Source organism: Metabacillus hrfriensis (genome assembly GCF_030127205.1).
Classification (GTDB): Bacteria; Bacillota; Bacilli; order Bacillales; family Bacillaceae; genus Bacillus_P; species Bacillus_P dongyingensis.
Genome location: NZ_CP126116.1, coordinates 2542113 through 2565715, shown reverse-complemented (window position 1 = coordinate 2565715; position 23603 = coordinate 2542113). Strand labels below are relative to the sequence as shown.

Here is a 23603-nt window from a genome sequence, read left to right as displayed (position 1 = left end):
TAGCTCTTTTCTATATTGTTAATTTAAAAAAGCGTATTGGTGCATTCAATTTATTCTGATCACGATAAGAACGATATGACACAACATGATGCTCTAAAGTACGGACGTCAAGCTGTAAAATGTCAGATCCCTTGGTTTCCAGTTTGTAATGAACATCACCTTGGTCCAATGTAAAAAACGAAAAGCTCAGACCTAAAAGATTCTTGGTCCTTTTTTTAGTATCGGGATGGTATTGAATATAAGCAGCTAATTGTTCAATTGTAGCTGTCTGAGTTCCAGTAAGAGAATCAATTCGCTGTTTTACATATGCAGCCGCCTGAATCAGATTCATTTTTGTTTTATTTATCATTTTTGAAATAGGAATATCCATATCGCTTCTCCTTTCAATAGGATCGGGAGAATTCATCATGAATTGTTCTCCCGATCATGCAAATTTTATTGATTTTGATCCGGCTGAGCAGAAAATTGATTATTTGCCCCTTGGCTGCTCATTCCTGTTAATTGCGGCATCATATTCTGAAGCTGTCCTCCGCGGCCTGTCATCAAACTATAAGCAGCTGCACCAATGCCGATAGAAGCAATGATAGGGAGAATTTGGATATTGTTTTTATTCATTTTATATCACCCATTTTATAATTATTTTTCATGCAGTTATAGGTTCTGTATTTTACTATAAATCTAAAGCTAACAAATCCTTCCTGGTCTAAATATTTGCAGAAAGAGGCAAAATACACGATGCCATATTAAAAAGCCTCTCTTTTTTACCAAGAGAGGCTTGACTGCAAACTATTTATAAATCGTTTTAGATGTCAAGTAAGCTACAAGAACATATCGTTTTGGTGCGGAACCAATAAATTCAAACGGGTAGCATGTGCTCACTGTAAGTGCTGCCCGCGGCTTTGGAACAATTACTGTGCGGTCATCCTCATCAACAATTCTTACTTTTTGTACCTTGAATATGAATTCACCGGCAGCAGTTCTGACTATCAGCAAATCACCCTTGCCAACTTCGCCAAGCCTTCTAAATACCGTATCTCTATGACCTGAAAGAACAGAGTTATCATTTTCGCCAGGGAGTACACTTTCAGCAAAATGCCCTACACCTTTTTCAAGTTCATTTTCATCAGTGCCGTGAAAAATAGGGAGTACCGCATTTAATTTTGGAATATAAAGTTCTCCCATTTCTTCTCCAATTTCAGGCCGGCTTGGGTATATCACTTTTTTTACTTCCGAATCTTTTCCTTCGGGTATGTTTTTTTGTTTTACTTCTCCTGAATTGTAATCAGGGGAAATAGAAAAGGATCCCGCAGCAAATTTATAGAGATTAGTTGCTGTAAACAGCAACCCGATTAGGATTAAAAACACAGGAAATGAAAGGAAAATCATCCGCTTTTTGCTGATTCTTCTTTCCATTTTAAACATTGCGGACCTTTCGATATAAGAAGCTTCCAGCTGCCGATAAGATTACCCCAATTGCTGCATAGGTGAGGTAATTACCTGCTGTTTTTGGCAATTTTGCGCCTTTTACAGTTTTCTGTTCCGCATGATTCATTGGTTTGGTGATGTGTTTTTTTACAGGCTGTACGGAAGTGTCAATTGTTTTAGCAGCTTGCATTGCAGATTCCTCAACTTGCTTTCCAGTTTCTTCAAGAACTTCAGAACTTACCATTTCACCAGTTATGATAAGGTCAGCAAGGAACGTTCCATCCACAGAAAATAGGGTTACTTTTAAATTTGCTCCTTTTAATTCATCTAATCTGATTAAGTCTGCAAGTGACAATGGGGTTTCCGACCCATCTTTAACAAGACTGTACGATGCCTTTAATTTAAAAATAGAAAGAATCTCATCATAGATTGAAGCAAGCTCGGCTATTTGACCTGCTGATAAATCTTCTGTAACTTCAAATTCCCCGATAGCAAGCATCCGGTTTCCTAAAACATCAAGACGTTCAATGGTTGCCTGGTCTGAAAGGTGATCCTCTAGTGAAATCAAATGCTCTTCAATATTTTGAAGCTCTTTTTCCGTTAATCCCAGCTCATCTTCAAAAATAGGCAAAAGATCCTCAGCTATTTCTTCTTCCAATCCCATTAAAGTCCATACTGTTTCCTCCAATTCGAAAATGTAGATATAATCATGAAGATCCTTATCATTCTCAGCAAGCAATTGAAGCAATGACTGCTGATCAAGATCATAATTTTCTTTGAAGTAAGCCAAGTTGCTCAAATCAGCTTTTATAACTTCTCCAAGAAAATCTTCAAGCTGCTTAACAGATTCAAAATTCGCAATGCTTTCATCGTAAATTTTAAGAGCTGTTTCAATATCCTCTTTAGTTACTTCAAATCCTCTTTCAGCACTCACTTCCGCAAGATAAACAGCGAAGTTCTGGTCAAAATCTGGATCTCTTTCAAACTCAAAATCTTCTGTATAAAAATAGATAGTTTGAGAAAGATCGTCAATGAATATATAATCTTCTAAACTTTCTCCGTTTTCTTCTAATAGAGATACCATTTCTTCATGATCTAAATTAAATTCATCATATAAATCTGTAAGATTGCTATAATCTGATTCAATAACCTCTCCTAAGAAACCCTTAAGGTCTGCTGCAGATTGATAATTCCGAAGACTATCACCGTAATATGAGAGCGAGATTTCGATATCAGCTTTCGTCACTTTAAATCCTCTTGTATTACTTACTTCGTTTAAATATTCAGAAAGTTCAAGCTCGAATTTTGAGTTTTGAGCAGCCGTCGTTAAATGTGGAAATAAACTTAAAACCAAAATAATTGTTAGTAAAAATGCCCCCAGTTGTCTTTTCATCCTTTTCTCCTCATTTTATAAAATTTATATAAACCTAGAAAATTATAAAATAGGAAGAAAGATTTAACAATGAGGTAATTTAAACCAATTACAAGGTCATAAAAGACTGACATAGAGAGTGGGAAGGGAGGCAGCAGTGCCTCCTGGTTTCTAGATTTTCGTATTGGATTTTTTAGCTCGATTCTCAAGCTCGCTTTTCGGTTCAGCTGAAACCTCAGTATCTTTTCCTTGGCCCTGTGGATTCACGCTTGGTGCTGCTTTACCGCGGTTTGATCCTGTAAATTTACTGCTCATTTCATTCACCTCCAGACCTATTATGCCCTTAATCATGGATTTAATTAGCAAATTTTGATGAACCCTCGTAAAAACGTTCTTTAAAACGAATATTATACTAATACATATATAGGAGGACTATAATGAAAACGATCATAACAAATAAAGAATTGGCATTTTTGGTTGAAACAGCAATAAAATCTGATGTCTCAAAAGAAGACTTCAAAGTGTTCGTTCAATCAAAAAAACTTGAAAGTGAAATAAAGGTCTGCGTAAATAATAAATTTATGTCCTTACTTAAATAGTTTGGCAGTTTTTTAAGCTGGCTTAAGTTTAATAGCAGACCTGACAAATGTCCCAGATCCATTTTAATTGGAGCTATCGTAAAATCAGCGTCATTTTTTTTATAAATTTATCATGCCATCACATAGCAAAACCAATAAAAGGTCTGGCATCTTGATCTTTGAATCCATTAAACTATACTAACTCTAGGATTTATGTTTAACAAAATTTGTCAATATAATTTACATGAAATTTATATATAGTTAATTTTGGATTAATAAACTATTGGTATTATTTAAACATAGAATTATTACTTAAAATTAATTCGCATTATTAATGATAATTCCTATTTTGTGTAAATTTCTTTATAATTAAATATCCTAAGATGTAATTGGGCGGAGACCAGGAGAGATCCCAAATATATTGAAGGTTCGAATCGTATGTATTATTTAATTTGTCAATTTATTGACGAAATTAGATGTATATGTTTGAACTTCATTATATTTGGGATTTTCTTATTTTTTCGAAAATTAAAACAATTGGTTCATCGCCAGTTATACAGGAAAAATAAGGAGGAACTATGGACCACATAAAACAACTTTTTGAATTAAATCCAATTGTAGCCGCCGTGAGAGATGTAAAACAAATTGAAGATGCATCGGAATCAAATGTTCAAGTTATTTTTTTAATGACTGGCGATATTTTCAATATTAAACATTGTGTAGATACTGCTAAACAACATAATAAGAGCATTTTTCTTCATGTCGATTTAATGAAAGGGATTGCGAAAGATAAAGAGGGAATCAAGTATTTAGCACGTGAGATTAAGCCTGATGGAATCATAACTACGAAAAGTAATTTAATTAAAGTAGCAAAAAAAGAAGAGCTAATTGCTATACAACATCTATTTTTTCTTGATACCCATGCTTATACTTCAGGTGTTCGAAATATAATGGAAACCAAACCAGATGCGATTGAAATAATGCCAGGATTAATGCCAAGAGTTATTAAAGATCTAAGTAAAGTTTGCCCGTATCCAATTATTTCAGCCGGTCTTATTAAATCGCACGAGGAGATTTTAGAAGGATTGGAAGCAGGTTCAAATGCAGTAGCTGTAGGGGCATCTGAACTTTGGAAATGAAAACTCAATTAAGCATTTTATAAAGGACTAATAAAGGTCGTGACTACTCTGCATGGAATGGAATGGAATGTAAATAAAATATCAGCATTCATTTTTGATTTAGATGGATGTATATATTTAGGCAACAAAGTTTACGAAGGTTCTGTAGAGTTACTTCATTATTTGATTGATTCAGATAAGAAAATATTTTTTCTAAGTAATAACTCTACTGATCAAGCAGAAACAATTCGCCAAAAATTAATTAATATGGGACTGCCAGCTGAAAAAACTACGATTTTAGTTGCGACAGAATTAATAGGGGAATACTTATTTGAAAATTATGGTTCAGTAAATGTTCTACCTATTGGAACAGAGCAGTTAAAGGAGTCTCTTCAAGTGCAAGGACATAAGATATGCCTCTCTGACAATGAAGATTCATATGACTTTGTTGCAGTAGGTCGAGATACTTCATTTACTTATGACACATTGCATAAATGTGCTCGATATGTGATGAACGGTTCGAAATTAATAGCTACTAATCTTGATTTATATCACCCTGGGGAAGATGGAAATAGAGTTCCAGAAACAGGCGCTCTAATTGCTGCAATTCAAGCAGTGACAGGGATAGAAGAAGTACAAGTAGTTGGCAAACCTTTTATCTATCCTTTTAATAAAATTATCCAGGAAACAGGGTTTACCCTAAATAACTGTGTAATGGTAGGGGATAATCCCTATACCGATGTTGAGGGAGCACATGCTGCAGGGTTAAAGACTTTTTGGATTTCTCACGGTCAGTCTTTTCCAAACGAACTTGGCTATCAGCCAGATTTAACATGTAGATCAATGAAAGAATTAGCTGAAATAGTAATTACGACTCACAGTAAAGAATAGGGGAAGTAATTATAGAAAAAAATGTTTTAAACCTGCTTCCTTATTCGACAATCCATTTACAGATATACAGGGAGTATGGTTGAAAATTTTACGGGACAAGTCTGTCCCAAATGCGTTGGGAAATATCAGAAAATTCTTAATTCCCAAACGGATGTACAGGGAGGACATTTCGCCAGAATGTATATAATCTGATTTCTCACGGTTATTCCTTTCCCGATGACAACCATTTTAAATCTAGTTAATAGAAAAAAACTATTAAATCAAAGATGTGAAGGTGTGAATCAAGTGAAAATATGGATAAAGTGCTGGTTTGTGATCTTATGTATATGGATGATGGCAGCTTCAATACCTGGGAAGGCATGGGCTCACACGGACAACAGTGAAGGTCAATCCAAAGTGACTGTGAACAACGATACTCTGCATTACGATCTATATATTGACTTTTTTGAACTCGGGCGGCTCGTAGATTTGGGAGTTCAACCCGGTGTCCCGCAAAGCGAACTGAAAACAGCTTTACAGAACAAACAAACAGACGTGACTGAATACCTCGAAAAGCGACTGGAGGTATTTATCGACGGGGCTAAAGCGGAAGGATACATATCGAACACCGATGTGGAGAAGAAACTGGACAGGGAGTACGCACACATCACAATAGATTACCCGATTTCCAGCAGCAGCTCGACATCAATCCAAATTGACTACAGTATCTTCTTTGACGACAACGATCCCATGCATAGAAATATTGTGAGCTATGAAGTTGGGGGTGATAAAGGACAGTTTATTTTCAATGCGAGTGACAGACAGCTGCAGGTAGGTAAAGGAACCGTCTTCGGACAGGTATCCCGTTTTATTCAGCTTGGCTTTCATCACATCATGATTGGGATCGACCATATTCTCTTTGTTATTGCGCTTGTGTTAGGTTCCAGAAAAATAGTCGATGTGCTTAAAGTGGTCACCGTGTTTACAGTGGCACACAGTGTAACATTGGGCCTCACGGCACTGAATCTTCTAAATATACCGCCGGAAATCATAGAGCCTCTGATCGCATTGAGTATCGCGTACGTCGCCATCGAGAACATACTGTTCCCGACATCCAAATATCGGCTTTGGGTGGTATTGGGATTCGGACTTTTCCATGGTATGGGGTTTGCCGGTGCCTTGCAGCTAACCAGCGATATGACATGGAAGACCCTATTGTCGATACTATCGTTTAATGCAGGTGTGGAAGCAGGTCAGGCTCTTGTTATCCTATTGCTGTTCCCGGCTTTATTTTTGGTACGCAGGTTCCAATGGTCAGGTTGGATTCAGGGAACGGCAACCACGGCAATTGCAATGTTTGGTTTCTGGTGGTACTTTGAACGCTTTTTGGCAGCGTAGGGGCAGGGATTACGCTTGAAGGAGGGGATGCACGCAAAAACAAATCTATTTTGGAAGAAACGTTTTAATAAAATTTTGAGAAGAAGGAGAAACCAAACATGGACAAATTCGAAAGATGGAAGAAAATAGTTCGGCCGTTCGCTGTACTCAGTATGGTTGGTCTCGCAGCAGCAGTGATGATAAAGCCGGCTCTTGCGGAAGAGGACAGAGCAGTTGTCTCAGGGGTGGTATTTGAAGATAAAAACGGAAACGGTCAGCAAGAAGGTAACGAAAAGGGACTTGAGGGCGTAAGCGTTTCTGATGGTATGGAGATAACCAAAACAGACGAAAAAGGGAACTACACACTGAAAGTAGACACCGAAAGACGCATTAACGATCTTGTTTTCATAACGATTCCAACCGGATACGGTGTTCCAACCGACCAGTACATGACTCCGCAGTTCTACAAACAGCTGGGTCAGTTACAGGTGAACGAGAATCGTCAGCAAAACTTCGGCTTGCTTCCTAAACCGGAGAGCAAAAATCCTAATTTCAATTTTGTCAACTATGCCGATGTGCACGTACAAGCGGGCACTGCCAATAACCTGGAACGATTCAGCGGCCAACTAGCTCAAACCAATGAGTTGACAGGGAACCCGGCATTCGTCGCGGTTAGCGGGGACTTGACCAACGGGGCTACGGATCAAGAGTTTCAGGATTACCGAGCAGCCACAGCCAAATCCAAGTTGCCTGTATTTCCTGCTGTCGGTAATCATGACTTAACGGCAGGTGCAACGTACAAGGACCGTATTGACCGCTACCGCCAGCTTCTTGGACCGGAGTGGTACTCATATGACTACGGTAATAAGCACTTTGTTACATTGGAAAACAACGTTGCATTCAGTGATCCCCAACAACTGGAATGGTTGAGACAGGATTTGGAGCTGAATGCCAAAGGAAAAGAGGTTGTTGTAATCGTTCACAAACCTTTGAACACACCACAAACCCCTTCTCCGGACAATACAAAGAAATTTATTGAACTGCTTGGACAGTATAAGACAAGCATGTTGCTGATGGGGCATACTCACGTAAACGATGTGTCAGCCGATACGATTAAGGGTGCAAAACATATCATAACCAACTCTGCCTCTTACACGATTGACCAGTCTCCGAATGGATTCCGTATCATCAATTTTAAGGGAGGTAAGCCAGAGACTCCGTTTAAGATGTTTGACGTGAAACAAAGCTTGACGATTGTCAATCCGGCACCAAACAGCAAGATCGCGCAAGATGAGACGGTGATCCAAATCAATGCATATAACACATCTAGCAATGTGAAAGAAGCTAAATACCGTATTGACGGTCGTTCCTGGAAGAAGCTTAACCGAACGAGTGCTTTCACCTGGGTTGCTGATTGGGACGCTGAAGATTTAAAGAAGGGTCAACATCAAATTGATGTAAAAATCACCGATGATGCACCGAAAACTTGGGAAAAATCCTCTGTGTTCCAAGTGGTCGATGAAGATAGTGTAAGCGAACCGAAAGGCGGAGAGGACTGGACGATGTTCAAAGGTAACGCACAGCATACCGGGAAGGCTCTGGACGTTCTCGCACCGGAACTGAACTTCGCATGGAGCCATCGTACACCTGGATCCATCTTGACGTCATCACCTGCCATTGTGGATGGAACCGTTTATGTAGGTACAAGGGATGAGAATGGCAGCGATAATAATACCGTTGTGGCTGTTGATCTGGAAGACGGGGAAAAACGGTGGAAGTTCAAAGCAGATTCGCAGGTACAAAGCTCTCCTGCCGTAGCGGACAGAATCGTCTATGCATCATCCATCCGTGGTACGCTCTATGCACTTGATACAAAGAGCGGTGAAAAGCTCTGGGAGAAATCGGTTGGCAAAGATGAAGTACAGCGCGCATGGATGTACTACTCTCCTACCGTTTCTGACGGAGTTGTCTACCAAGCTTACAGTACTGGAAAAGGTGGAGCCCTTATGGCGCTTGATGCAAAAACTGGTCAGGAATTGTGGACTAGCAAACTCGCTGGAAACTGGATTGCTGAAAACTCTCCGGTAGTTAAAGACGGACGTGTGTACGTAGGTGCTGACGGAGGCTATTTAATTGCCTTTGATGCAAAAACCGGAGCCGAACAATGGAGAAAAAGACCTGTTGGCGGTTGGATGCACTCCATGCCTGCCATTGATAACGGACGTATCTATATGGGATACGGCGGTGGACTGGTTGTCGCTCTGGATGCTGCAACTGGCAATGAACTGTGGCGTTATAAGAGTGAAGACAGCTCGTACATTGCAGGCGGCACAACCGGTTCCTCGCCTGCTATTGTGGACGGCAAGGTATATATGGGCTTCCCGGATGGCAACATTGCAGCTCTAGACGCAGTAACAGGTCAGAAGAAATGGAGCTATCGTACACAGGGTGGTATTATCTCTTCACCGGCGATCAGCGGCAATATCTTGTACATCGGTTCCAATGACGGCAACCTGTATGCTTTGGATCGTACGACCGGTGAAAAGAAATGGAACTTTGAAATCGGTGCATGGGTTGGATCTTCCCCTGCAATCTCTGGCAACACACTTGTAGTGGGTGCATTCGACGGTAACCTATACGCATTCACGACAGATAAGAAAGAAGAAAAGAAAAAAGACTAATTCAATTTCAAAACAAAGATCGTTAACTTTTTCTATTTCATACACAAAATTGTGGTTAGTGTAGACGGTGACTAGGTGGCCACTACTCTGAAGATCCCCAATTTGTTATTAAATGACATAGGAATGTTGGGTAGAACAAATGCCAAAAAACGAGTTTATCATCTCATTAACCAGTAAGTTAAGATACACATTAAAAGTGTGACCTACTGGTTAAAAGAGAAGAAATCAGCAGAAGTTTTTAATCTAGGTAATGGACTTGGTTATTCTGAAGTCATTTAGCCGTGTGAAAAGGTAACAGGGATAAAAGCGAATGTAGAAAACGTCGACCGCCGCACCGGGGATCCGGCAAGGCTAGTAGCTTCTTCCCAAAAGATCTTTTCTGAGTTTGATGGAAAGCAGAACGGATGACTTTGGCACCTAGTGAAATCCGATGCGAGGATTTTTCCAATGAAGGCTAGTGTTTTAGTCCTTATTAAGCTGGTTGTGTTATCTCTTATCTAGCTTTGATTATCATCGGCCAAAAGAATGCCAGTAAACTCAAATTAGGCATTTTCGACAATGAAAATTGTTTATACTCTAAAAATAGTTTAATAGAAAACTTTGAGAGGTGTTAGGTTTGTTTAAAAAATTATTTATTTTCACTTTTATTTTATTGTTGTCCATGATTCCTATGTTCTCTTACAGCAGTGAAACTCATGCCACAGAACTACCAATGTTTGAAAGAGGTATTGAGACTGACATTAAAGTTATGGCTTATAATATTCATCATGGAGAGGGCACAGATGCCATTTTGGATTTGAAAAGAATTGCAGAGATTATTAAAACGTCGGATGCTGATATCATTGGTTTGCAAGAAGTAGATAATCATTTTTCAGAGCGCAGTAATTTCGAAGATCAAGCGAAATGGTTGGCAAATTACTTAGGAATGCATTATGCATATGCTGCAAATCTTGACTATGAACCTTTACAAGAAGGAGAACACCGCCGTCAATACGGAACGGCCGTGATAAGTAAATATCCTATCCTTTCTGCCGAAAATCATCTGCTCACTAATATTCCATATCCAGTAAACCCTACAGAACAGCGCGGTCTTTTGGAAACTGTGATTAACGTGAGAGGAAACCATGTTCACTTTTACAATACGCATCTTGACAATAAAAGAGCAGAACAGAGGGATCTGCAAATCAGGGAGATACTTGACATTGCAAAACAAAAAGAAGGAACAAGTATCTTTGTAGGAGATTTCAATGCTACACCTGAAAGTTCAGAAATTCTAAAGATGACTGCACAATATAAAGACGTATTTGCTGAACTTGGTCAAAATGATGACTTTACCATTCCTGTAGATAAACCGGATCGTCGCATCGACTATATTTTCACTTCTGAAGATGTCAAAATTAGGACTGGGGAAGTTATAAACACTAATGCATCTGATCATTTACCAATTACTGCAGAATTAGTACTGAAAAAAAAATCGCTATTTAATAATGGGATAGGCAATAACTAACCCCTAATGAGGACTACCTGTCCTTGATTATGTGAATACGAAACCCCTACAGTAAAGATATACTGCACCCCAATTGTTAGACATAATCTAACATTTGGAGGTGCAGTTTTTCTATGGCTAAATTTTCAAAATAAGAAAAAATAATGGCCGTTAAAAGATATCTAGCAGGTGTAGAATCTTTTATGGAATCGCTAATTCTATTGGTCCAAAAGCAAAATTAAAAGGCATGAGTCCGGCAGAATACCGAACTCATGCCCTACCCGTTGCCTAATAATAAAGTGTCTAACTTTTTGGGTTCACTTCAAATCTTTCCATGTAAAATCCAACGTTAAAATTCCAACATGTTTTTCTTTATCAGATTGATCTATGTTTTTTGTTGCTAATGCTGGTTTCCGAAAACAAACTAGATCTTTGTAATATCCAAACATACGACAAATTTCAGGTCTTACCGAATGTATTCCACATCTATCTTTATTTAGATCATAGAAAATACATGTTCCATAATATCTTTTTTGATTCTCTAGCTCCGAACGCATTTTAGTAGGCATTGATTTTATCTTCTTTTTTATTTTCTTAAATTCGCTTTCAGTGACAGGAACTGGACCGCAGCACAACCCTTTACACCCTTCGCATGGTAAGATTTCCATATATACACCCCTAATAATTTATTTAATATAAAAATAAGTGAGTTTTTTCCCTGTCTAAAATGTTGGCAGTACCCTTTAGACAATTAAAAAAGCCTCGCAAAAATGCGAGGCTTTTAAAAAATAGTATTGTGACAGAGTCAAAGAGTGCTGAGGCTCATAACAATTGAATGTAAACATACAGAGAGAATGCAATAAATGCAAGGCCAAATCTAATATTATCATTAATATAATTATAGCAAAAATTAGGAAAAAAAACAAAAGTTAAAAAAATTTATTGAATAATTAGCTTATTCTACAAAAGAGCGCTTATATGTAGGAACGTGTCTCTTTTCGTGTATTAGACCAGGTTATTTAACAAGAATTTAATTTCTGAGGGAGTTAATTTATAGCCATTAATTGCTACAAATTAAAGGAGGAATAGATATGGGTAAGGCAGAAGAGATAAGTTCAGTTTGGATTGATGGGGAAAAAGAAACCGTTTGGACTGCTATAACGGATGCGAATAAACTCTCACAATGGTATGCTCCAGGTTCACCTTGGGAAATCCCCAATCTGTATGTAGGGGAGAAAGTATTTTTTACGTTAATGCCTAGTGTTCATAATAATCTAACAGAGAAGCTTACTATGTCTTTAACAATTGAAGTCATTAATCCTTATCGGGAATTTTCCCTTTACTTGGATTCACAACAATTGCTTATTTCTTTTATGTTAGAAGAGGAAAACAATGGAACCAGAGTTACAATCAATTCTGGTGGATTCAATGAATCGTTAGCAAATTTAAAAGCACTAATAGAGGGAAAGGAAATACCTTTCATTTAGAGTATTCAACAATCGGACCTAATAAGTGCGAGCAAGCTTCTATAGCCTTCGATCTAACAAAACCAGCTAATATGATCTATTTCTGATCTTCAGCAACCCGGAAGCAAGTATACGCAATACAATATTAAACATTAATAACGAACTATAGAGCAGAGATGAATACGGTTTTGGTAAATCATCAGCAGTTTGGATGTGTATGATGCCGTTATAAATGCCGGTGTGCGCAATAATGATGGATTATTTATGTGGAATAAAGAAAAGGAGATAAAATCATGTTCGATATAAAAAACTATGCTACATTTGAAAAAATCAAACCGATAAACAAAGGCTGGTCGAGCGACAAAAAATACTATATTGAAACCGTGACGAACGAAAAAATGCTGCTCCGCATAGCCGATATTTCAGAGTATGCCAAGAAGAAAAGCGAATTTGAAATGATGAAACGGTTAGCCGAATACGGTGTACCCATGTCGCAGCCTGTTGATTTTGGTATGTGCGACAACTGCAAAAGTGTCTACATGCTTTTAATATGGTGTGACGGTGAAGATGCGGAGATTGTATTACCAAAAATGACTGAAACCGAGCAATATGTACTCGGTATAAAATCGGGGCGAATACTGAGGAAAATCAATAGTATTCCTGCACCAAAAGAGCAAGAAGAATGGGGAACACTTTTTAACCGCAAAACAGACAACAAAACCAAAAAATACAATGGCTGTGGCATAAAAATAGATGGTGACGATAAAATCATCGCCTATGTTGAGGCGAACAGACACCTCCTTGACGGCAGGCCGCAATGCTTTCAGCACGGCGATTATCATGTGGGAAATATGATTATTTCGCCGGAAGGAGAACTGAGCATAATCGATTTCAACCGTATTGACTACGGCGACCCATGGGAAGAGTTTAACCGCATTGTGTGGAGTGCTGCTGTCAGTCCGCATTTTGCCACAGGGCAGCTTAACGGTTATTTTAACGGAAGACCGCCTGTGCAGTTCTTCACGCTTTTGGCTTTTTATATAAGCAGCAATACGCTGTCGTCAATATATTGGGCAATCCCTTTCGGTGAAGATGAAGTTACCGTTATGAAAAATCAGGCAAAAGATGTTCTAACTTGGTTTGACGGCATGAATAATCCTGTACCGACTTGGTATTTAGCAGATTTTTATATACAGTACATAAATAATATTCCATACAAATTAAAATCTCCATTTGATATCTCTTTCATTGAGCAATATGGTGAGATTTTTAAAATTTATGACGATCAAGATTCGGGCAATATCTGCTTCGGCGTAGAGAACGGTGATAAGAGATACTTTATAAAATTTGCCGGCGCACCGACAGAGCAATATTCCGGCAAACCCGAAGATGCAATAGCAAGTCTGAAATCCACCGTTCCGATTTATCAGGATTTAGCGCACCCCAATTTGATAAGATTTATCAAAGCGGAGGAAATAGGCAGAGGGTTTGCCGTCATTTTTGAATGGACAGACGGCGTGTGTATGGGCAGAATGTATCCGCTGTCCAGAGAAAAGTTCTTGCAGATGCCGGACAGCACAAGGCTTGAAGTATTTAACGACATACTGAACTTTCACATTCATATTATAAAGCAAGGGTATATTGCCATTGACTTTTATGACGGCAGTATTATGTATGACTTTGACACAAAAAAGACCATTATTTGTGATATTGATCTCTATTCTAAAATGCCCTATATAAATACGATGGGCAGAATGTGGGGTTCATCACGCTTTATGTCGCCGGAGGAATTTACACTCGGTGTAGCCATAGATGAAATAACTAATGTGTATTTAATGGGAGCTACCGCGTTTGCTCTGTTTGGCAGGGAAAAAGACAGGTCAATCGAAAAATGGCGATTGGGCGACGAATTATACAAAGTGGCGTTAAAAGCGGTCAACGATAACAGAGGCAAGCGTCAGCAGTCGCTTTTGGAGTTTGAATGCGAGTGGAACAGGGCATGTCTTATATAAGCTTTAGAAATAATTCAACAAACGGGCGTGATTGCGGAATATCGAAAGCCTAATTCCTCACTAAAAATACTGAGAAATCAGACTTTTTTGTCTTTTGATATTTTTAACGTTGTAATCCTCATTTTCCTGACTATAAATAGAGAGTACCAAGCTTCTCTATAGGGGTGAAAATCCCAAATACGTCGCCGAGATCAGTAGGGAAGTAAAGCTTACAGACAGTGCGGTGTTTGGGAGGAAGACTGGAATAGAGGAAAGTGAGTGCTGGTTTATAGAATTATGTTTCGCGTTCAGGTGTGGCAAAATTGTATGTAGATGCTGAGAGATTTACGTCTAAACTACCTGGAACCGCAGCATTTTTAGAAATGCGATCACATTTATTCAGGGATGAAAAATTAAAAGAAACCTAGGTGATTTCGACATCTGCCTAGGTTTTTTAAAATTATATCCCAAGTGCTTTTTTCGTAGCAGGACCAACGATACCGTCTACAGATAGGTTTTTAGATTTTTGGAAAGAACGAACTGCTTTTTCTGTGTTAGAACCAAATACTCCGTCTACACCTTTAGTGTTGTAGCCTTTTGCAGTAAGTGTACTTTGAAGTGTTTTTACTCCGGTTCCACGACTGCCCATTTTTAAAGTACCGCTGACTGTTCCCGTGGATGGTTTATCAGGTGATGTCGGTGGCTTTGTTCCATCTAGTGCTTTTCTTGTTGCTGGACCAACAACACCATCCACTGTTAAATGAAGGGATTTTTGAAACTGACGAACTGCCTGATCTGTATTATTTCCGAACGCTCCATCAATACCTTTGGTGGTAAAACCAAGAGAAGTAAGTTTGCGTTGCAGCTCTTCGACTGCAGGACCTCGGCTGCCTTTTTTCAGAATCGAGCCATTATTCATTGCAGGAATGGAAGGTGATACTGAACTCGCAGTCGTTTTGTATCCATACGATGCAGCAATAGAATCAAATGACTTACCTGAAGAAGTAATGATTACTGGTGTGTTGGTCGGCACTTGCCCGAACAGCCATTCTACTTCATTATCGAACATTCGAACACAACCGCTACTAACGTATCCGCCAATTGAGTTTGGATTGTTATTGCCATGAATGGCATACGTTGTACCGTATGTTCCCCTCGCATTTAATCCTAGCCAGCGGTTGCCAAGAGGATTTCGCGGATCACCACCTGGAATGTTGTCCTTGTAGTAAGGTCTGTTCACAATTTTATTCACAATCTTAAATTTCCCTTCAGGTGTAAGTGATTGACTTCTGCCTGTGCCCACCCTAAACACTTTTTTCAGCTGACTGTTTTCATAATATGCAAGCTGATTATTGCTCTTGTTGATGATGATGAATTTGCTTCCTGCTGCAGATGCAGAACTCAAATCTAAACTAAAAATCATAAGAAAAGATAACATAAAAAGAATAAACATTTTTTTAATCACAGTTACCATCCCCTTTATTCAAATTCACTCTGTATTCAACCTATATAACGAAGTAAATTTCAATATTGTTCCATAAAATAACAATATTTAGAAAATAAAAAAACGCTAAGATTATATTTCCTAGCGTTGATACTCATACCATCTATATACTTTCCCCAAAAGTTCAGCAAAATCAATTAACGATTTATTGAACTAAAGGATCAAGTTTCTTAAAAAAGGAAATATGATTCTTTTGAAGAAATTTTATGTAGATAACTTATTTGAAATTTGTAAATGGTTAAGTAATGTAGGGGGAATTAGGATATGAAAATGTTGCAAGCCATTCCAGCTTTACCAGTGAGAGATATTAAACGAAGCATAGATTTTATTGTAAAAAGCTTGGTTTTTCCCCTGGGCTATCATGAGGGTGGTTTCGCGGTGCTTCTTTATAATGATGTTCGCCTTATCCATCTTTGGGAAGCCAGTGATGAAAGCTGTCGACTCGCAGCAACTCAACACCGGTCGTTTCAGGTGCAGAATCGTTTATTGCAGGAACTGCTAGTTGTCGAATAGAAGTAGAGGGTGTTGATGAACTGTATCAACACATACAGCAGTTGGGGATTTTGCACCCAAATGCCCAGTGGTGGGGAGTACGTGATTTCGGTGTATCTGACCCCGACAATAATCTAATAGGATTTTTCGAAAACCTATAAATTGTTAAGTAACTCCTCCTGTCATTGAATTAACAGGTGCATTTGTTGGATACATTAATCCCAATTTCTCATGGGCATTTTACTGTGCGGCTGATTGCATTAGAATAAAGTACCAGATAATGAACGTCGGCTTAAAGAAAAAAGGATCTACCCTATAAACCGGTGGATCCTTTTTTAACTAAGGGGGAATACCTTCGGGAATTCAGGATCATACCACCCTAGCAAGGAATATAAATACTTTCTAAACGAAAAAAACATGTATATCAACATGTCAAACAGTCTAAATTGACTAGAGGAACCTTTTTTTATAGGGCTTTTACGGGTTGTTAATTTACTAGAATTTGATTATTACTGAACGAAAAATGCAGAATTTTTTTGCAAAGTAACTATAATATAGTTTTCTCGCTTTCTACAAAAACAGATGGCCTAAGTCGGATTCTAGCAGCTCACCCAGCTAAATCCAATTTACGTATTTAAGGCCATAAACAGAGCCAACTGTCATAGATGAACCAAGCAAAATAGCTGTTAAAGCAGCTAAATCTGTTCCAAGTAACGAGGGTGAAAGCAAAGCAAACGCTGGGAGACCATATTTCTCCCAAATATGTCTGGATCTAGTTTCTCTTTTTGAAGGCTCTGATTTCCCCTTTTTTTCTCTCCGTTTTTTACGCCATTCAGAAATTTGTCTAAAAAACATTGCAAAGACTAAAACCATAATAAAATTTCCTAAAAAAGCAATAATCCCAACGGCTACAGGTGACATCTCCAACACAATTCCTACTGGAATAATATAAAAAACATCCAGTAATGGCAATATTGATATTAAAAATAAAGCGATGTATTGCCAAATTCCAACTGCTTGTTGAACCTATTCAACCATCCGAACAACCCCTTGTAAAATAACAAAAATTTCTCTCTCTTTACCTATTATACAATAGTAATAAAAAACCGTTTAATTTTCTTGTATTATTCAAAAGCAACAAAGTTTACGAAAAGAGCCTTAATGAAAAATCATTTCTTGGTATTTATCCGAACTAAGAACTTCTCCTTTATTCCTCGATTTCTTATTATTTTCTGTTTACCATTATTTCATTTTTTCCTTTTAAACGGAGCTCAAATAGATGCGGGTCACACGGTCAAAGACACCCACATAGACTATAAAGAATGAATTAGAAAGAAAGGAGGAAAAGCGTGTCCAAAAATGACAGCCATAAAGGTCAATCAAAGGCTTATTTAACGATTCCTGCAAAAGCGAGTACTTCAAACCAGGAATTTTTCCGTGTAAATTATATGCAAGAATTTTTGAAACACCAGCAGCATGTAAATACCGGGCTATCACATGCAGCAGATACCTTAAACAGCTTGCTGCATGAATCTAGATCAGAGCAAGCCCAACACTTTCATGCTGTTTACAGGCAATTAGAAAAACAGGAAGCTGCGACATCACCGCTGCTGTCAAATATAGAAACACAGCAGTCTGCATCAAGAATAATGAGTGAACGATTAGAAAATCTTGAAAAATCAAACAAAGAATTGATGATTAAGTTATTAAGTGAAGGTCATATAAGCCAGGCAATTATTGATCAGCTCACTTTCCAGGATCAGTCCATAAAAGAACTTTCAGGGAGATTTAAAACGTACGAGAGTCTGCAGGAAAAAATAATAGACCAGCTGGATTCACATGCTGAACTTAAAGAACAGATTAAAGACAGGCTGGAACTGCAAGAAGTGTTTCATCAGAGTGTAATCGAGAGGATCAGTCATCAAGAAGCTTTGACCGAGAAAATTTCAAGAGATATAGATCACTTAAAATCAGTTATCTATGAGAGAGTATCTTATATCGCTGAAAAAGTTGAAGAGAATTTCAAGGTGACGAAAGAGTATATATTCAATCTTTTTTCAAAGAGTGGATCTATTAAAGAATATACCATTACAAAACCTCATAAGAAAAAGGACCTTTCAAACCTTTGATTCTAAAAAACCAACTTAATTGTTGGTTTTTTCATGATTTATTTTTCAATTTAGCAATCTCCTCCGTTACTACAAACGCAAGATCGTCATTTCCAAACAGGGATAGTACGCCAAGAAGGGTATCGTTTGAAATTTCGCCAGCTTCCTCTTTGGACACAGTTAATTCAATCGCTTGCTTTAATTCGTGATTTTCAGCCTGGTTAGGATATGCGCGTAAATAAAGTTCTGCAGGATCAAAATCATGATTAATGCACCACTGCGCAAAGACAAGAATCATCATTTGCTCGTCCCGCTGATAATTGCGGATAATTTGTTCTTGTGTTTCTTTTGAATTCATCTGAAAAACTCCTTACTATGTATCGATTTCATACCTATCATAGCACAGGATTTTTTCCTTGTAATGAATAGAAGAAGAAAGATGCTTCGATATTTGTTCATCATAATTCCTTTCTCTGCCATTTAGGTTATTCACCTAGAAAGAAAGTAGTGACAAAGTGAATATAGACAAAAGAAAAATTTTTTTCATATGGATGAGATATCTAATCATATTGTTTAAAGTGATACTCGAACTTGCGAGGAGGTTTAAGAATTGGAGCTTTCTGAAAGGCTGCAAACCATTCTTGGAAATGTTCATTCAGCATCGAAAATGGAATTATTGGAAGCTTTAAAAAGTCTGAACATACAGATTGAAGAATTGAAGCCCTTCTTAAAAAAAGAACGGAATAAACCATACTACCGAAAGCTTCTTTATAAAAATGAAACACTCGAATTACTTGTGATGAACTGGTCTGAACTGGATTGTGCACCACATGATCACGGGAAGTCGCATGGTTGGATTCAAGTCATAAACGGAGTTTCTGAAAACACTGTTTATGAAGTGAAAGAAAATCATCTGCCTTCTGAATTATTTACTGAAAAAAAGGAGAAAGGAAGGAGCTTTTTTGCACCAAAAGGAGGGGTGCATAAAATGGGGGAGTCTGAAGGCACAAATCTGGTGACGCTTCATCTCTATTCTCCGCCAATAACAGGAATGAAGGTGTATGATCTCGAAAAATGTGCAGCATGCGTAGTTTCTGATGATTGCGGGGCATGGTGGCCTGATGAAATACATCAAAAAGTAAAAGAAATAAAATTGAAAAAAGCTGCGGAATAAATTGCAGCTTTTTATTATGCCGTTTTTGAAATTGGATATAACTAAACAGAGGTGATTTCATTGAAACGGCCAATAGGAACAATCATTCTATTCATATCAGCGTTTTTACTCTATTATGCCTGGTCAAGCTTTGTTAAAAGTGAACTGACAGTTACAACATATCAAGGAGATGTTGTGAAAAAATATCAGACAACAGACATCGCAGAATCAGGAATAAATGTCATGTCACAGCAGGTTTATCACATTAAGCTTTCAACAGGGACGCTTTTGTCAGTTTCAGCATTTGTTTATGACTCTCTCAAGACCGGGCAATCAGCCGTTTTCGCAGAAAAACAAAATCATGTGTACCTTATAGCCGAAAACAAGTTAATATATTGAATAGTCTTTTTATAAGATTTGGTGGTATTTTCCGATATACATATGAGATAATACTTAAGTTCATTTTTACTCGAAATAGATAAGAACAAGTCACATAAAATAGGAAGTGAATCTTAATGATCAAAATTGAAATACCTAGAGCAGATGTTGTTTTGACTAGAAATCCGGTCAAAGGTCAGCCTGTTGAGGCTCCATTAAGCAGCGAATACGGTTTTACTGATTACAACAGAATTCCCCGCGATAAAGGCGGAATTTTTATGTTTTACAATATCAATGATGAGCTGTTGTTTGTAGGAAAAGCACGCAAACTTAGACAGAGAATCAAAAAACATTTTGAAGATACCGTATCTCCAATCAAAAATAATCGTGATGAAGTACATGAAATTGCTGTTTGCATCGTAGACAATGCAGTGGATCGTGAAATTTACGAGACTTACATTATTAATGAGCTTCAGGCTAAATATAATGTAGATAAAGTTTTCTATAAATAAATAACATGCAAGAAGCGGTGACTATGCTGTCACCGCTTTTTAATTTGTATTTTTACGTGCGTTGAACATTAGATATTTGAAAATATAGTAGTGATTGCTTTTGGGAATTTTGCTCATTATTCTGATGTACTCTGAATACAAACACGAAGAACCCTCATCTGGCGTTGCCGGATGCTCTTTATTTGCAGCCAATGAAAAAAATTGTATGTTAATTTTATAAGATTCCTTATTAATTAGTGAGTCGAAATACTTTAATGAGCATGTATTTGCAGGAATTAGCGAATGCCGGAAACCCCATCCAAATGTCTTTAATGATGAACAGAGGTCCTGATGAAATGAAGGGCATTGCCAATTCATTAAGCCAGATGGCCTTTTCATTCGGCTGGGCAACGATGGGCCCGCTTTCAACTTTCATTGTTGCAAAGTATGGATCTTATTGGGGCTACTCCTATGTTTTTTTGATTACTTGCATAATTTATTTTAGTGGGGCTCTCTACTTTTTACTTGTGTTTAAAGAAAAGAAAAATAGCTTAGTAAATGAATCCGCGGCTGCTTAACGATTAATAGGTAATTTCTTTTCAAAGTGTTATAATAAATTGGGTTCAAAAAGAGGATTATATTACTTGAGTTAGGGAAAATAACTAAAGCAAAGAATTCATCCGAATTTCAACTAATGAAAGGAGATTTTACGATGGATAAAATTGAAGTAGGCGAGATTTTCACAATCAGCGATGAGAACGATCAGGAGCAGGAAGTAGAAGTTCTTGGGGTATTAACAGTTGAAGGCACAGAATATGTTGCAGTCGGGTTTGTAGAAGAAATCCAGCAGGAAACTGACGAAGACATTGATATCTATTTCCTTCGAGTAGACGAAGAAGGAGATTTTACTGCAATCGAGAGCGACGATGAGTTTGATAAAGTATCTGCTGCATTTGACGAATTGATGGATGAAGAAGAAGAAAACTGATTTACATATACTAAGACCAAGTGCATTTGTGTATTTGGTCTTTTTTGATGGATATTAATAGGAATTGAGGAAACATCTATATAAAAATACAGATTTGTTTTTCGTTTTTCTTATCTTTATAGTACAATCAATTCTAATGGAAAAAAAGATAAGGAAGTGTAACAAATGAAAGAACGCGTCATCACCGGCATTATTATCTTGATTTTATTCATGATTCCATTTTACATTGGAGCATTCTGGTTTACTTATTTAGCAATGGTACTGGCCATAATTGCCTTTCATGAATTGACTACCATCATAAAAATACGGAAATATGGAACGAAATATTTCGTAGGTCTTGCAGGAATCGTCCTGTTATTTCTTCCGCTGCTTCCGTTTTTGAATGTAACATTTGAGATTATCCAAATTAAAGTGCTGCTGGCACTCGTTTTGTTTTTCCTGACATCCACTGTCTTTAATATTGAATATTCGATCGAAAAGGCTGGGACACTGCTGATCGGTGTTCTGTACATCGGATTTGGCTTTGTGTTTTTGGCAGAAGCAAGAATTGATGAAGGACTTATCTGGACGTTAGCTGTTTTAATCTCAATTTGGGCAACTGATTCAGGAGCCTATTTTGTCGGCAGAAAGTTTGGTAAAACGAAGCTTGCTGAAAAGGTAAGCCCGAATAAGACGATTGAAGGTTCAATCGGGGGCATCATCATTGCTCTTATTATTGGCCTTATTATGCAAATGAGTTTTCAGCCATTTGACAATTACGGTGAAACGGTTCTACTCATTTTGGTCGTTTCTATTGCCGGTCAAGTGGGGGACCTGGTAGAATCAGCTTTAAAACGCCACTTCAAAGTAAAAGATTCGGGCAAGCTGCTTCCTGGACATGGCGGAATTTTGGACAGGCTGGACAGCTGGATCTTTGTCTTCATCGGATTAAAATTAATTGGGTTAATTTAAGATATACGGTTACCGTATATCTTTTTTTTGATCTTGACATGGTAATAGTCCTTCTTTATTCCATTATAGGGCCAAATTGGTAAAAAAAGAAAATAGGTAATAATAAAGATTATTCTAGTGACTAAAACCAGCATTTTCTTGCTGGTTTTTAATTTACATAAAATAATATTAAGTAGTTGGTTGGGAGTGTATGGGATTGAACAAAGAATTGTTAAAAGGAAATATCGATCTGCTGATTCTTTCTGTCGTGAAGGAAAAAGAGAGCTATGGCTATGAGATTTCAATGACAATAAAGGATAAAACAGTCGGAGAATATGAAATTCAAGAAGCCACACTCTATTTGTCGCTCAAAAGGTTAGAAAAGCAGGGAGCAGTCGCATCTTCATGGGGAAAGGAAAGTCATGGAGGTAGGCGCAAATACTATGCGATTACAGATGAGGGTGTTCAATTATTAGATCATCTTATAAGTGATTGGAAAAAAGTGATGGAAATGGTGAAACGGTTTATTTAAGGGAGGGCAAATCATGAGTCAGCAAAAAAAGAAAATTTTTAGTCTCGGAGATATTAAATATAGCTGGATACTATCACTTTCAGCGATCTTTTTTGGCATAACGAATTACTTGGATCGAATGTATTCAAATGATCCACTTTGGGTACATGCTGGTTATTGGATTTCGTTTGCGATTGCCGTTCTGTGGGCCGTGCTAAATTATATTAGTCATATTCGAATGAACAATATGTACAAGAAACAAGATGACCTGCAGGTGTATGTAAATCAATTAGTCATGAGTGAAGAGGACAAACTGGAATTACGAACTTATCTAGAAGATTATGTCCAAGATTTGATGAAGCAAGGCAACACCGAGGCAGATGCTATGAAAGAAGCAATCAATCAATTCAAGGTCAAAGAATTTTTATCACTATCAAAAAATACGATGTTCTTCAATTTGCATGCTCATTATTATTTAATTGGTTGGACTTTTCTTTCAGTTATTGCTTCTATTTTAGTCTGGATATTTGAGCTTACGCTATTTCCTTATCCATTAATTACACTCACGATAGAAAGTATTTTTATTGCATATGCTATTGGACTTTTTGGTATGTTTTTCTTGTATAAGATTATCGATGCGGTCATTTATCGGAAATTTAAAGAGTTATTTTAATACAATTTATA

Annotated in this window: 26 protein-coding genes and 2 pseudogenes; 19 read left to right on the top strand and 9 right to left on the bottom strand. The window is 37.6% G+C overall.

Going from position 1 to position 23603, the window contains the following annotated elements; translation table 11 throughout:
* Window positions 1-10: 10 nt before the first annotated feature.
* The 5 genes from QLQ22_RS12825 to sspL all read right to left on the bottom strand — a co-directional run bounded on the left by QLQ22_RS12825 (window position 11) and on the right by sspL (window position 3112).
* Complete coding sequence (locus tag QLQ22_RS12825; RefSeq protein WP_223435188.1) at window positions 11-409, bottom strand: hypothetical protein; 399 nt, start codon at window positions 407-409, stop codon at window positions 11-13.
* A gap of 26 nt (window positions 410-435) precedes the next feature.
* Window positions 436-615: a hypothetical protein gene (locus QLQ22_RS12820; protein ID WP_070877424.1), complete on the bottom strand. Its 180-nt coding sequence runs from the start codon at window positions 613-615 to the stop codon at window positions 436-438.
* A 171-nt stretch (window positions 616-786) separates the two neighbouring features.
* The gene (locus tag QLQ22_RS12815; RefSeq protein ID WP_420828786.1) at window positions 787-1422 is read right to left on the bottom strand and encodes a class D sortase; all 636 of its coding nucleotides are present in this window, start codon (window positions 1420-1422) and stop codon (window positions 787-789) included.
* Window positions 1415-2818: a processed acidic surface protein gene (locus QLQ22_RS12810; protein WP_284014903.1), complete on the bottom strand. Its 1404-nt coding sequence runs from the start codon at window positions 2816-2818 to the stop codon at window positions 1415-1417. Before QLQ22_RS12810 ends, QLQ22_RS12815 begins: the two co-directional genes overlap by 8 nt.
* A gap of 150 nt (window positions 2819-2968) precedes the next feature.
* Window positions 2969-3112, bottom strand: coding sequence for a small, acid-soluble spore protein L (gene sspL / locus QLQ22_RS12805; RefSeq protein WP_223435186.1), 144 nt, complete (start codon window positions 3110-3112; stop codon window positions 2969-2971).
* Window positions 3113-3234: 122 nt separating this feature from the next.
* Between sspL and QLQ22_RS12800 the strand changes: the two genes are divergently transcribed.
* The 7 genes and pseudogenes from QLQ22_RS12800 to QLQ22_RS12770 all read left to right on the top strand — a co-directional run bounded on the left by QLQ22_RS12800 (window position 3235) and on the right by QLQ22_RS12770 (window position 10928).
* The gene (locus QLQ22_RS12800; protein ID WP_223435185.1) at window positions 3235-3396 is read left to right on the top strand and encodes a hypothetical protein; all 162 of its coding nucleotides are present in this window, start codon (window positions 3235-3237) and stop codon (window positions 3394-3396) included.
* A gap of 557 nt (window positions 3397-3953) precedes the next feature.
* Complete coding sequence (locus tag QLQ22_RS12795) at window positions 3954-4514, top strand: glycerol-3-phosphate responsive antiterminator (protein ID WP_223435183.1); 561 nt, start codon at window positions 3954-3956, stop codon at window positions 4512-4514.
* Window positions 4515-4553: 39 nt separating this feature from the next.
* The gene (locus QLQ22_RS12790) at window positions 4554-5384 is read left to right on the top strand and encodes an HAD-IIA family hydrolase (RefSeq protein ID WP_223435181.1); all 831 of its coding nucleotides are present in this window, start codon (window positions 4554-4556) and stop codon (window positions 5382-5384) included.
* Window positions 5385-5669: 285 nt separating this feature from the next.
* Window positions 5670-6761: a HupE/UreJ family protein gene (locus tag QLQ22_RS12785; RefSeq protein WP_223435178.1), complete on the top strand. Its 1092-nt coding sequence runs from the start codon at window positions 5670-5672 to the stop codon at window positions 6759-6761.
* Between the two features lie 98 nt (window positions 6762-6859).
* Window positions 6860-9421 (top strand): outer membrane protein assembly factor BamB family protein, encoded by a 2562-nt coding sequence (locus QLQ22_RS12780; RefSeq protein WP_223435176.1) that lies wholly within the window; start codon window positions 6860-6862, stop codon window positions 9419-9421.
* 237 nt (window positions 9422-9658) lie between these two features.
* Window positions 9659-9829: pseudogene (locus tag QLQ22_RS12775) on the top strand (UDP-glucose 4-epimerase GalE); the annotation flags it as partial.
* A gap of 208 nt (window positions 9830-10037) precedes the next feature.
* Window positions 10038-10928 carry an endonuclease/exonuclease/phosphatase family protein gene (locus QLQ22_RS12770; protein ID WP_223435173.1) on the top strand — a complete coding sequence of 297 codons (891 nt, stop codon included), beginning with the start codon at window positions 10038-10040 and terminating at the stop codon, window positions 10926-10928.
* 296 nt (window positions 10929-11224) lie between these two features.
* Here the strand turns inward: QLQ22_RS12770 and QLQ22_RS12765 are convergent, their stop codons facing one another.
* Window positions 11225-11575, bottom strand: a complete 351-nt coding sequence (locus tag QLQ22_RS12765) for a YkgJ family cysteine cluster protein (protein WP_223435167.1) — start codon at window positions 11573-11575, stop codon at window positions 11225-11227.
* A 423-nt stretch (window positions 11576-11998) separates the two neighbouring features.
* On the opposite strand from QLQ22_RS12765, the gene QLQ22_RS12760 reads away from it, so the two are divergent.
* Together QLQ22_RS12760 and QLQ22_RS25020 are read left to right on the top strand one after the other, a co-directional pair.
* A complete protein-coding gene (locus tag QLQ22_RS12760) occupies window positions 11999-12394 on the top strand; it encodes an SRPBCC domain-containing protein (RefSeq protein ID WP_223435165.1) in 396 nt (131 codons plus the stop codon).
* A gap of 272 nt (window positions 12395-12666) precedes the next feature.
* A complete protein-coding gene (locus QLQ22_RS25020) occupies window positions 12667-14385 on the top strand; it encodes an aminoglycoside phosphotransferase family protein (RefSeq protein WP_349654950.1) in 1719 nt (572 codons plus the stop codon).
* A gap of 439 nt (window positions 14386-14824) precedes the next feature.
* On the opposite strand, the gene QLQ22_RS12750 is transcribed toward QLQ22_RS25020, so the two are convergent.
* Window positions 14825-15838: a L,D-transpeptidase family protein gene (locus tag QLQ22_RS12750; protein ID WP_420828785.1), complete on the bottom strand. Its 1014-nt coding sequence runs from the start codon at window positions 15836-15838 to the stop codon at window positions 14825-14827.
* A gap of 294 nt (window positions 15839-16132) precedes the next feature.
* Between QLQ22_RS12750 and QLQ22_RS12745 the strand changes: the two are divergent.
* Window positions 16133-16521 (top strand): annotated as a pseudogene (locus QLQ22_RS12745) (VOC family protein).
* Window positions 16522-16975: 454 nt separating this feature from the next.
* Here QLQ22_RS12745 and QLQ22_RS12740 read toward each other — a convergent pair.
* Window positions 16976-17332, bottom strand: a complete 357-nt coding sequence (locus QLQ22_RS12740) for a small multi-drug export protein (RefSeq protein ID WP_252206868.1) — start codon at window positions 17330-17332, stop codon at window positions 16976-16978.
* Window positions 17333-17709: 377 nt separating this feature from the next.
* Here QLQ22_RS12740 and QLQ22_RS12735 point away from each other — a divergent pair, with 377 nt between their 5' ends.
* The gene (locus tag QLQ22_RS12735; protein ID WP_252206867.1) at window positions 17710-18489 is read left to right on the top strand and encodes a hypothetical protein; all 780 of its coding nucleotides are present in this window, start codon (window positions 17710-17712) and stop codon (window positions 18487-18489) included.
* Window positions 18490-18520: 31 nt separating this feature from the next.
* Here QLQ22_RS12735 and QLQ22_RS12730 read toward each other — a convergent pair whose 3' ends face one another.
* Window positions 18521-18826: a hypothetical protein gene (locus tag QLQ22_RS12730; protein WP_223435157.1), complete on the bottom strand. Its 306-nt coding sequence runs from the start codon at window positions 18824-18826 to the stop codon at window positions 18521-18523.
* Window positions 18827-19078: 252 nt separating this feature from the next.
* On the opposite strand from QLQ22_RS12730, the gene QLQ22_RS12725 reads away from it, so the two are divergent.
* From QLQ22_RS12725 to QLQ22_RS12690, 8 genes are all read left to right on the top strand, one after another.
* Window positions 19079-19642, top strand: coding sequence for a cysteine dioxygenase (locus tag QLQ22_RS12725; RefSeq protein WP_284014902.1), 564 nt, complete (start codon window positions 19079-19081; stop codon window positions 19640-19642).
* Between the two features lie 60 nt (window positions 19643-19702).
* The gene (locus QLQ22_RS12720; protein ID WP_223435154.1) at window positions 19703-20020 is read left to right on the top strand and encodes a hypothetical protein; all 318 of its coding nucleotides are present in this window, start codon (window positions 19703-19705) and stop codon (window positions 20018-20020) included.
* Between the two features lie 116 nt (window positions 20021-20136).
* Window positions 20137-20511 (top strand): nucleotide excision repair endonuclease, encoded by a 375-nt coding sequence (locus QLQ22_RS12715; protein ID WP_070877419.1) that lies wholly within the window; start codon window positions 20137-20139, stop codon window positions 20509-20511.
* Window positions 20512-20765: 254 nt separating this feature from the next.
* Window positions 20766-21068: an MFS transporter gene (locus QLQ22_RS12710; RefSeq protein ID WP_284014901.1), complete on the top strand. Its 303-nt coding sequence runs from the start codon at window positions 20766-20768 to the stop codon at window positions 21066-21068.
* 134 nt (window positions 21069-21202) lie between these two features.
* On the top strand, window positions 21203-21478 hold the full coding sequence (locus tag QLQ22_RS12705) for a DUF1292 domain-containing protein (RefSeq protein ID WP_223435150.1): 276 nt from the start codon (window positions 21203-21205) through the stop codon (window positions 21476-21478).
* A 165-nt stretch (window positions 21479-21643) separates the two neighbouring features.
* Window positions 21644-22429 carry a phosphatidate cytidylyltransferase gene (locus tag QLQ22_RS12700; protein WP_223435148.1) on the top strand — a complete coding sequence of 262 codons (786 nt, stop codon included), beginning with the start codon at window positions 21644-21646 and terminating at the stop codon, window positions 22427-22429.
* A gap of 196 nt (window positions 22430-22625) precedes the next feature.
* Entirely contained in the window at window positions 22626-22940 is a 315-nt protein-coding gene (locus tag QLQ22_RS12695) for a PadR family transcriptional regulator (protein ID WP_284014900.1), read from the top strand.
* 13 nt (window positions 22941-22953) lie between these two features.
* On the top strand, window positions 22954-23592 hold the full coding sequence (locus QLQ22_RS12690; RefSeq protein ID WP_284014899.1) for a hypothetical protein: 639 nt from the start codon (window positions 22954-22956) through the stop codon (window positions 23590-23592).
* The last annotated feature ends 11 nt before the right edge of the window (window positions 23593-23603 follow it).

Bases quoted from the DNA above. Each gene is read 5' to 3' on its own strand.
- QLQ22_RS12825 (WP_223435188.1), bottom strand. From the start codon at position 409: ATGATGAATTCTCCCGATCCTATTGAAAGGAGAAGCGATATGGATATT.
- QLQ22_RS12820 (WP_070877424.1), bottom strand. From the start codon at position 615: ATGAATAAAAACAATATCCAAATTCTCCCTATCATTGCTTCTATCGGC.
- QLQ22_RS12815 (WP_420828786.1), bottom strand. From the start codon at position 1,422: ATGTTTAAAATGGAAAGAAGAATCAGCAAAAAGCGGATGATTTTCCTT.
- QLQ22_RS12810 (WP_284014903.1), bottom strand. From the start codon at position 2,818: ATGAAAAGACAACTGGGGGCATTTTTACTAACAATTATTTTGGTTTTA.
- sspL (WP_223435186.1), bottom strand. From the start codon at position 3,112: ATGAGCAGTAAATTTACAGGATCAAACCGCGGTAAAGCAGCACCAAGC.
- QLQ22_RS12800 (WP_223435185.1), top strand. From the start codon at position 3,235: ATGAAAACGATCATAACAAATAAAGAATTGGCATTTTTGGTTGAAACA.
- QLQ22_RS12795 (WP_223435183.1), top strand. From the start codon at position 3,954: ATGGACCACATAAAACAACTTTTTGAATTAAATCCAATTGTAGCCGCC.
- QLQ22_RS12780 (WP_223435176.1), top strand. From the start codon at position 6,860: ATGGACAAATTCGAAAGATGGAAGAAAATAGTTCGGCCGTTCGCTGTA.
- QLQ22_RS12765 (WP_223435167.1), bottom strand. From the start codon at position 11,575: ATGGAAATCTTACCATGCGAAGGGTGTAAAGGGTTGTGCTGCGGTCCA.
- QLQ22_RS12760 (WP_223435165.1), top strand. From the start codon at position 11,999: ATGGGTAAGGCAGAAGAGATAAGTTCAGTTTGGATTGATGGGGAAAAA.
- QLQ22_RS25020 (WP_349654950.1), top strand. From the start codon at position 12,667: ATGTTCGATATAAAAAACTATGCTACATTTGAAAAAATCAAACCGATA.
- QLQ22_RS12750 (WP_420828785.1), bottom strand. From the start codon at position 15,838: ATGGTAACTGTGATTAAAAAAATGTTTATTCTTTTTATGTTATCTTTT.
- QLQ22_RS12730 (WP_223435157.1), bottom strand. From the start codon at position 18,826: ATGAATTCAAAAGAAACACAAGAACAAATTATCCGCAATTATCAGCGG.
- QLQ22_RS12715 (WP_070877419.1), top strand. From the start codon at position 20,137: ATGATCAAAATTGAAATACCTAGAGCAGATGTTGTTTTGACTAGAAAT.
- QLQ22_RS12710 (WP_284014901.1), top strand. From the start codon at position 20,766: ATGAGCATGTATTTGCAGGAATTAGCGAATGCCGGAAACCCCATCCAA.
- QLQ22_RS12705 (WP_223435150.1), top strand. From the start codon at position 21,203: ATGGATAAAATTGAAGTAGGCGAGATTTTCACAATCAGCGATGAGAAC.
- QLQ22_RS12700 (WP_223435148.1), top strand. From the start codon at position 21,644: ATGAAAGAACGCGTCATCACCGGCATTATTATCTTGATTTTATTCATG.
- QLQ22_RS12690 (WP_284014899.1), top strand. From the start codon at position 22,954: ATGAGTCAGCAAAAAAAGAAAATTTTTAGTCTCGGAGATATTAAATAT.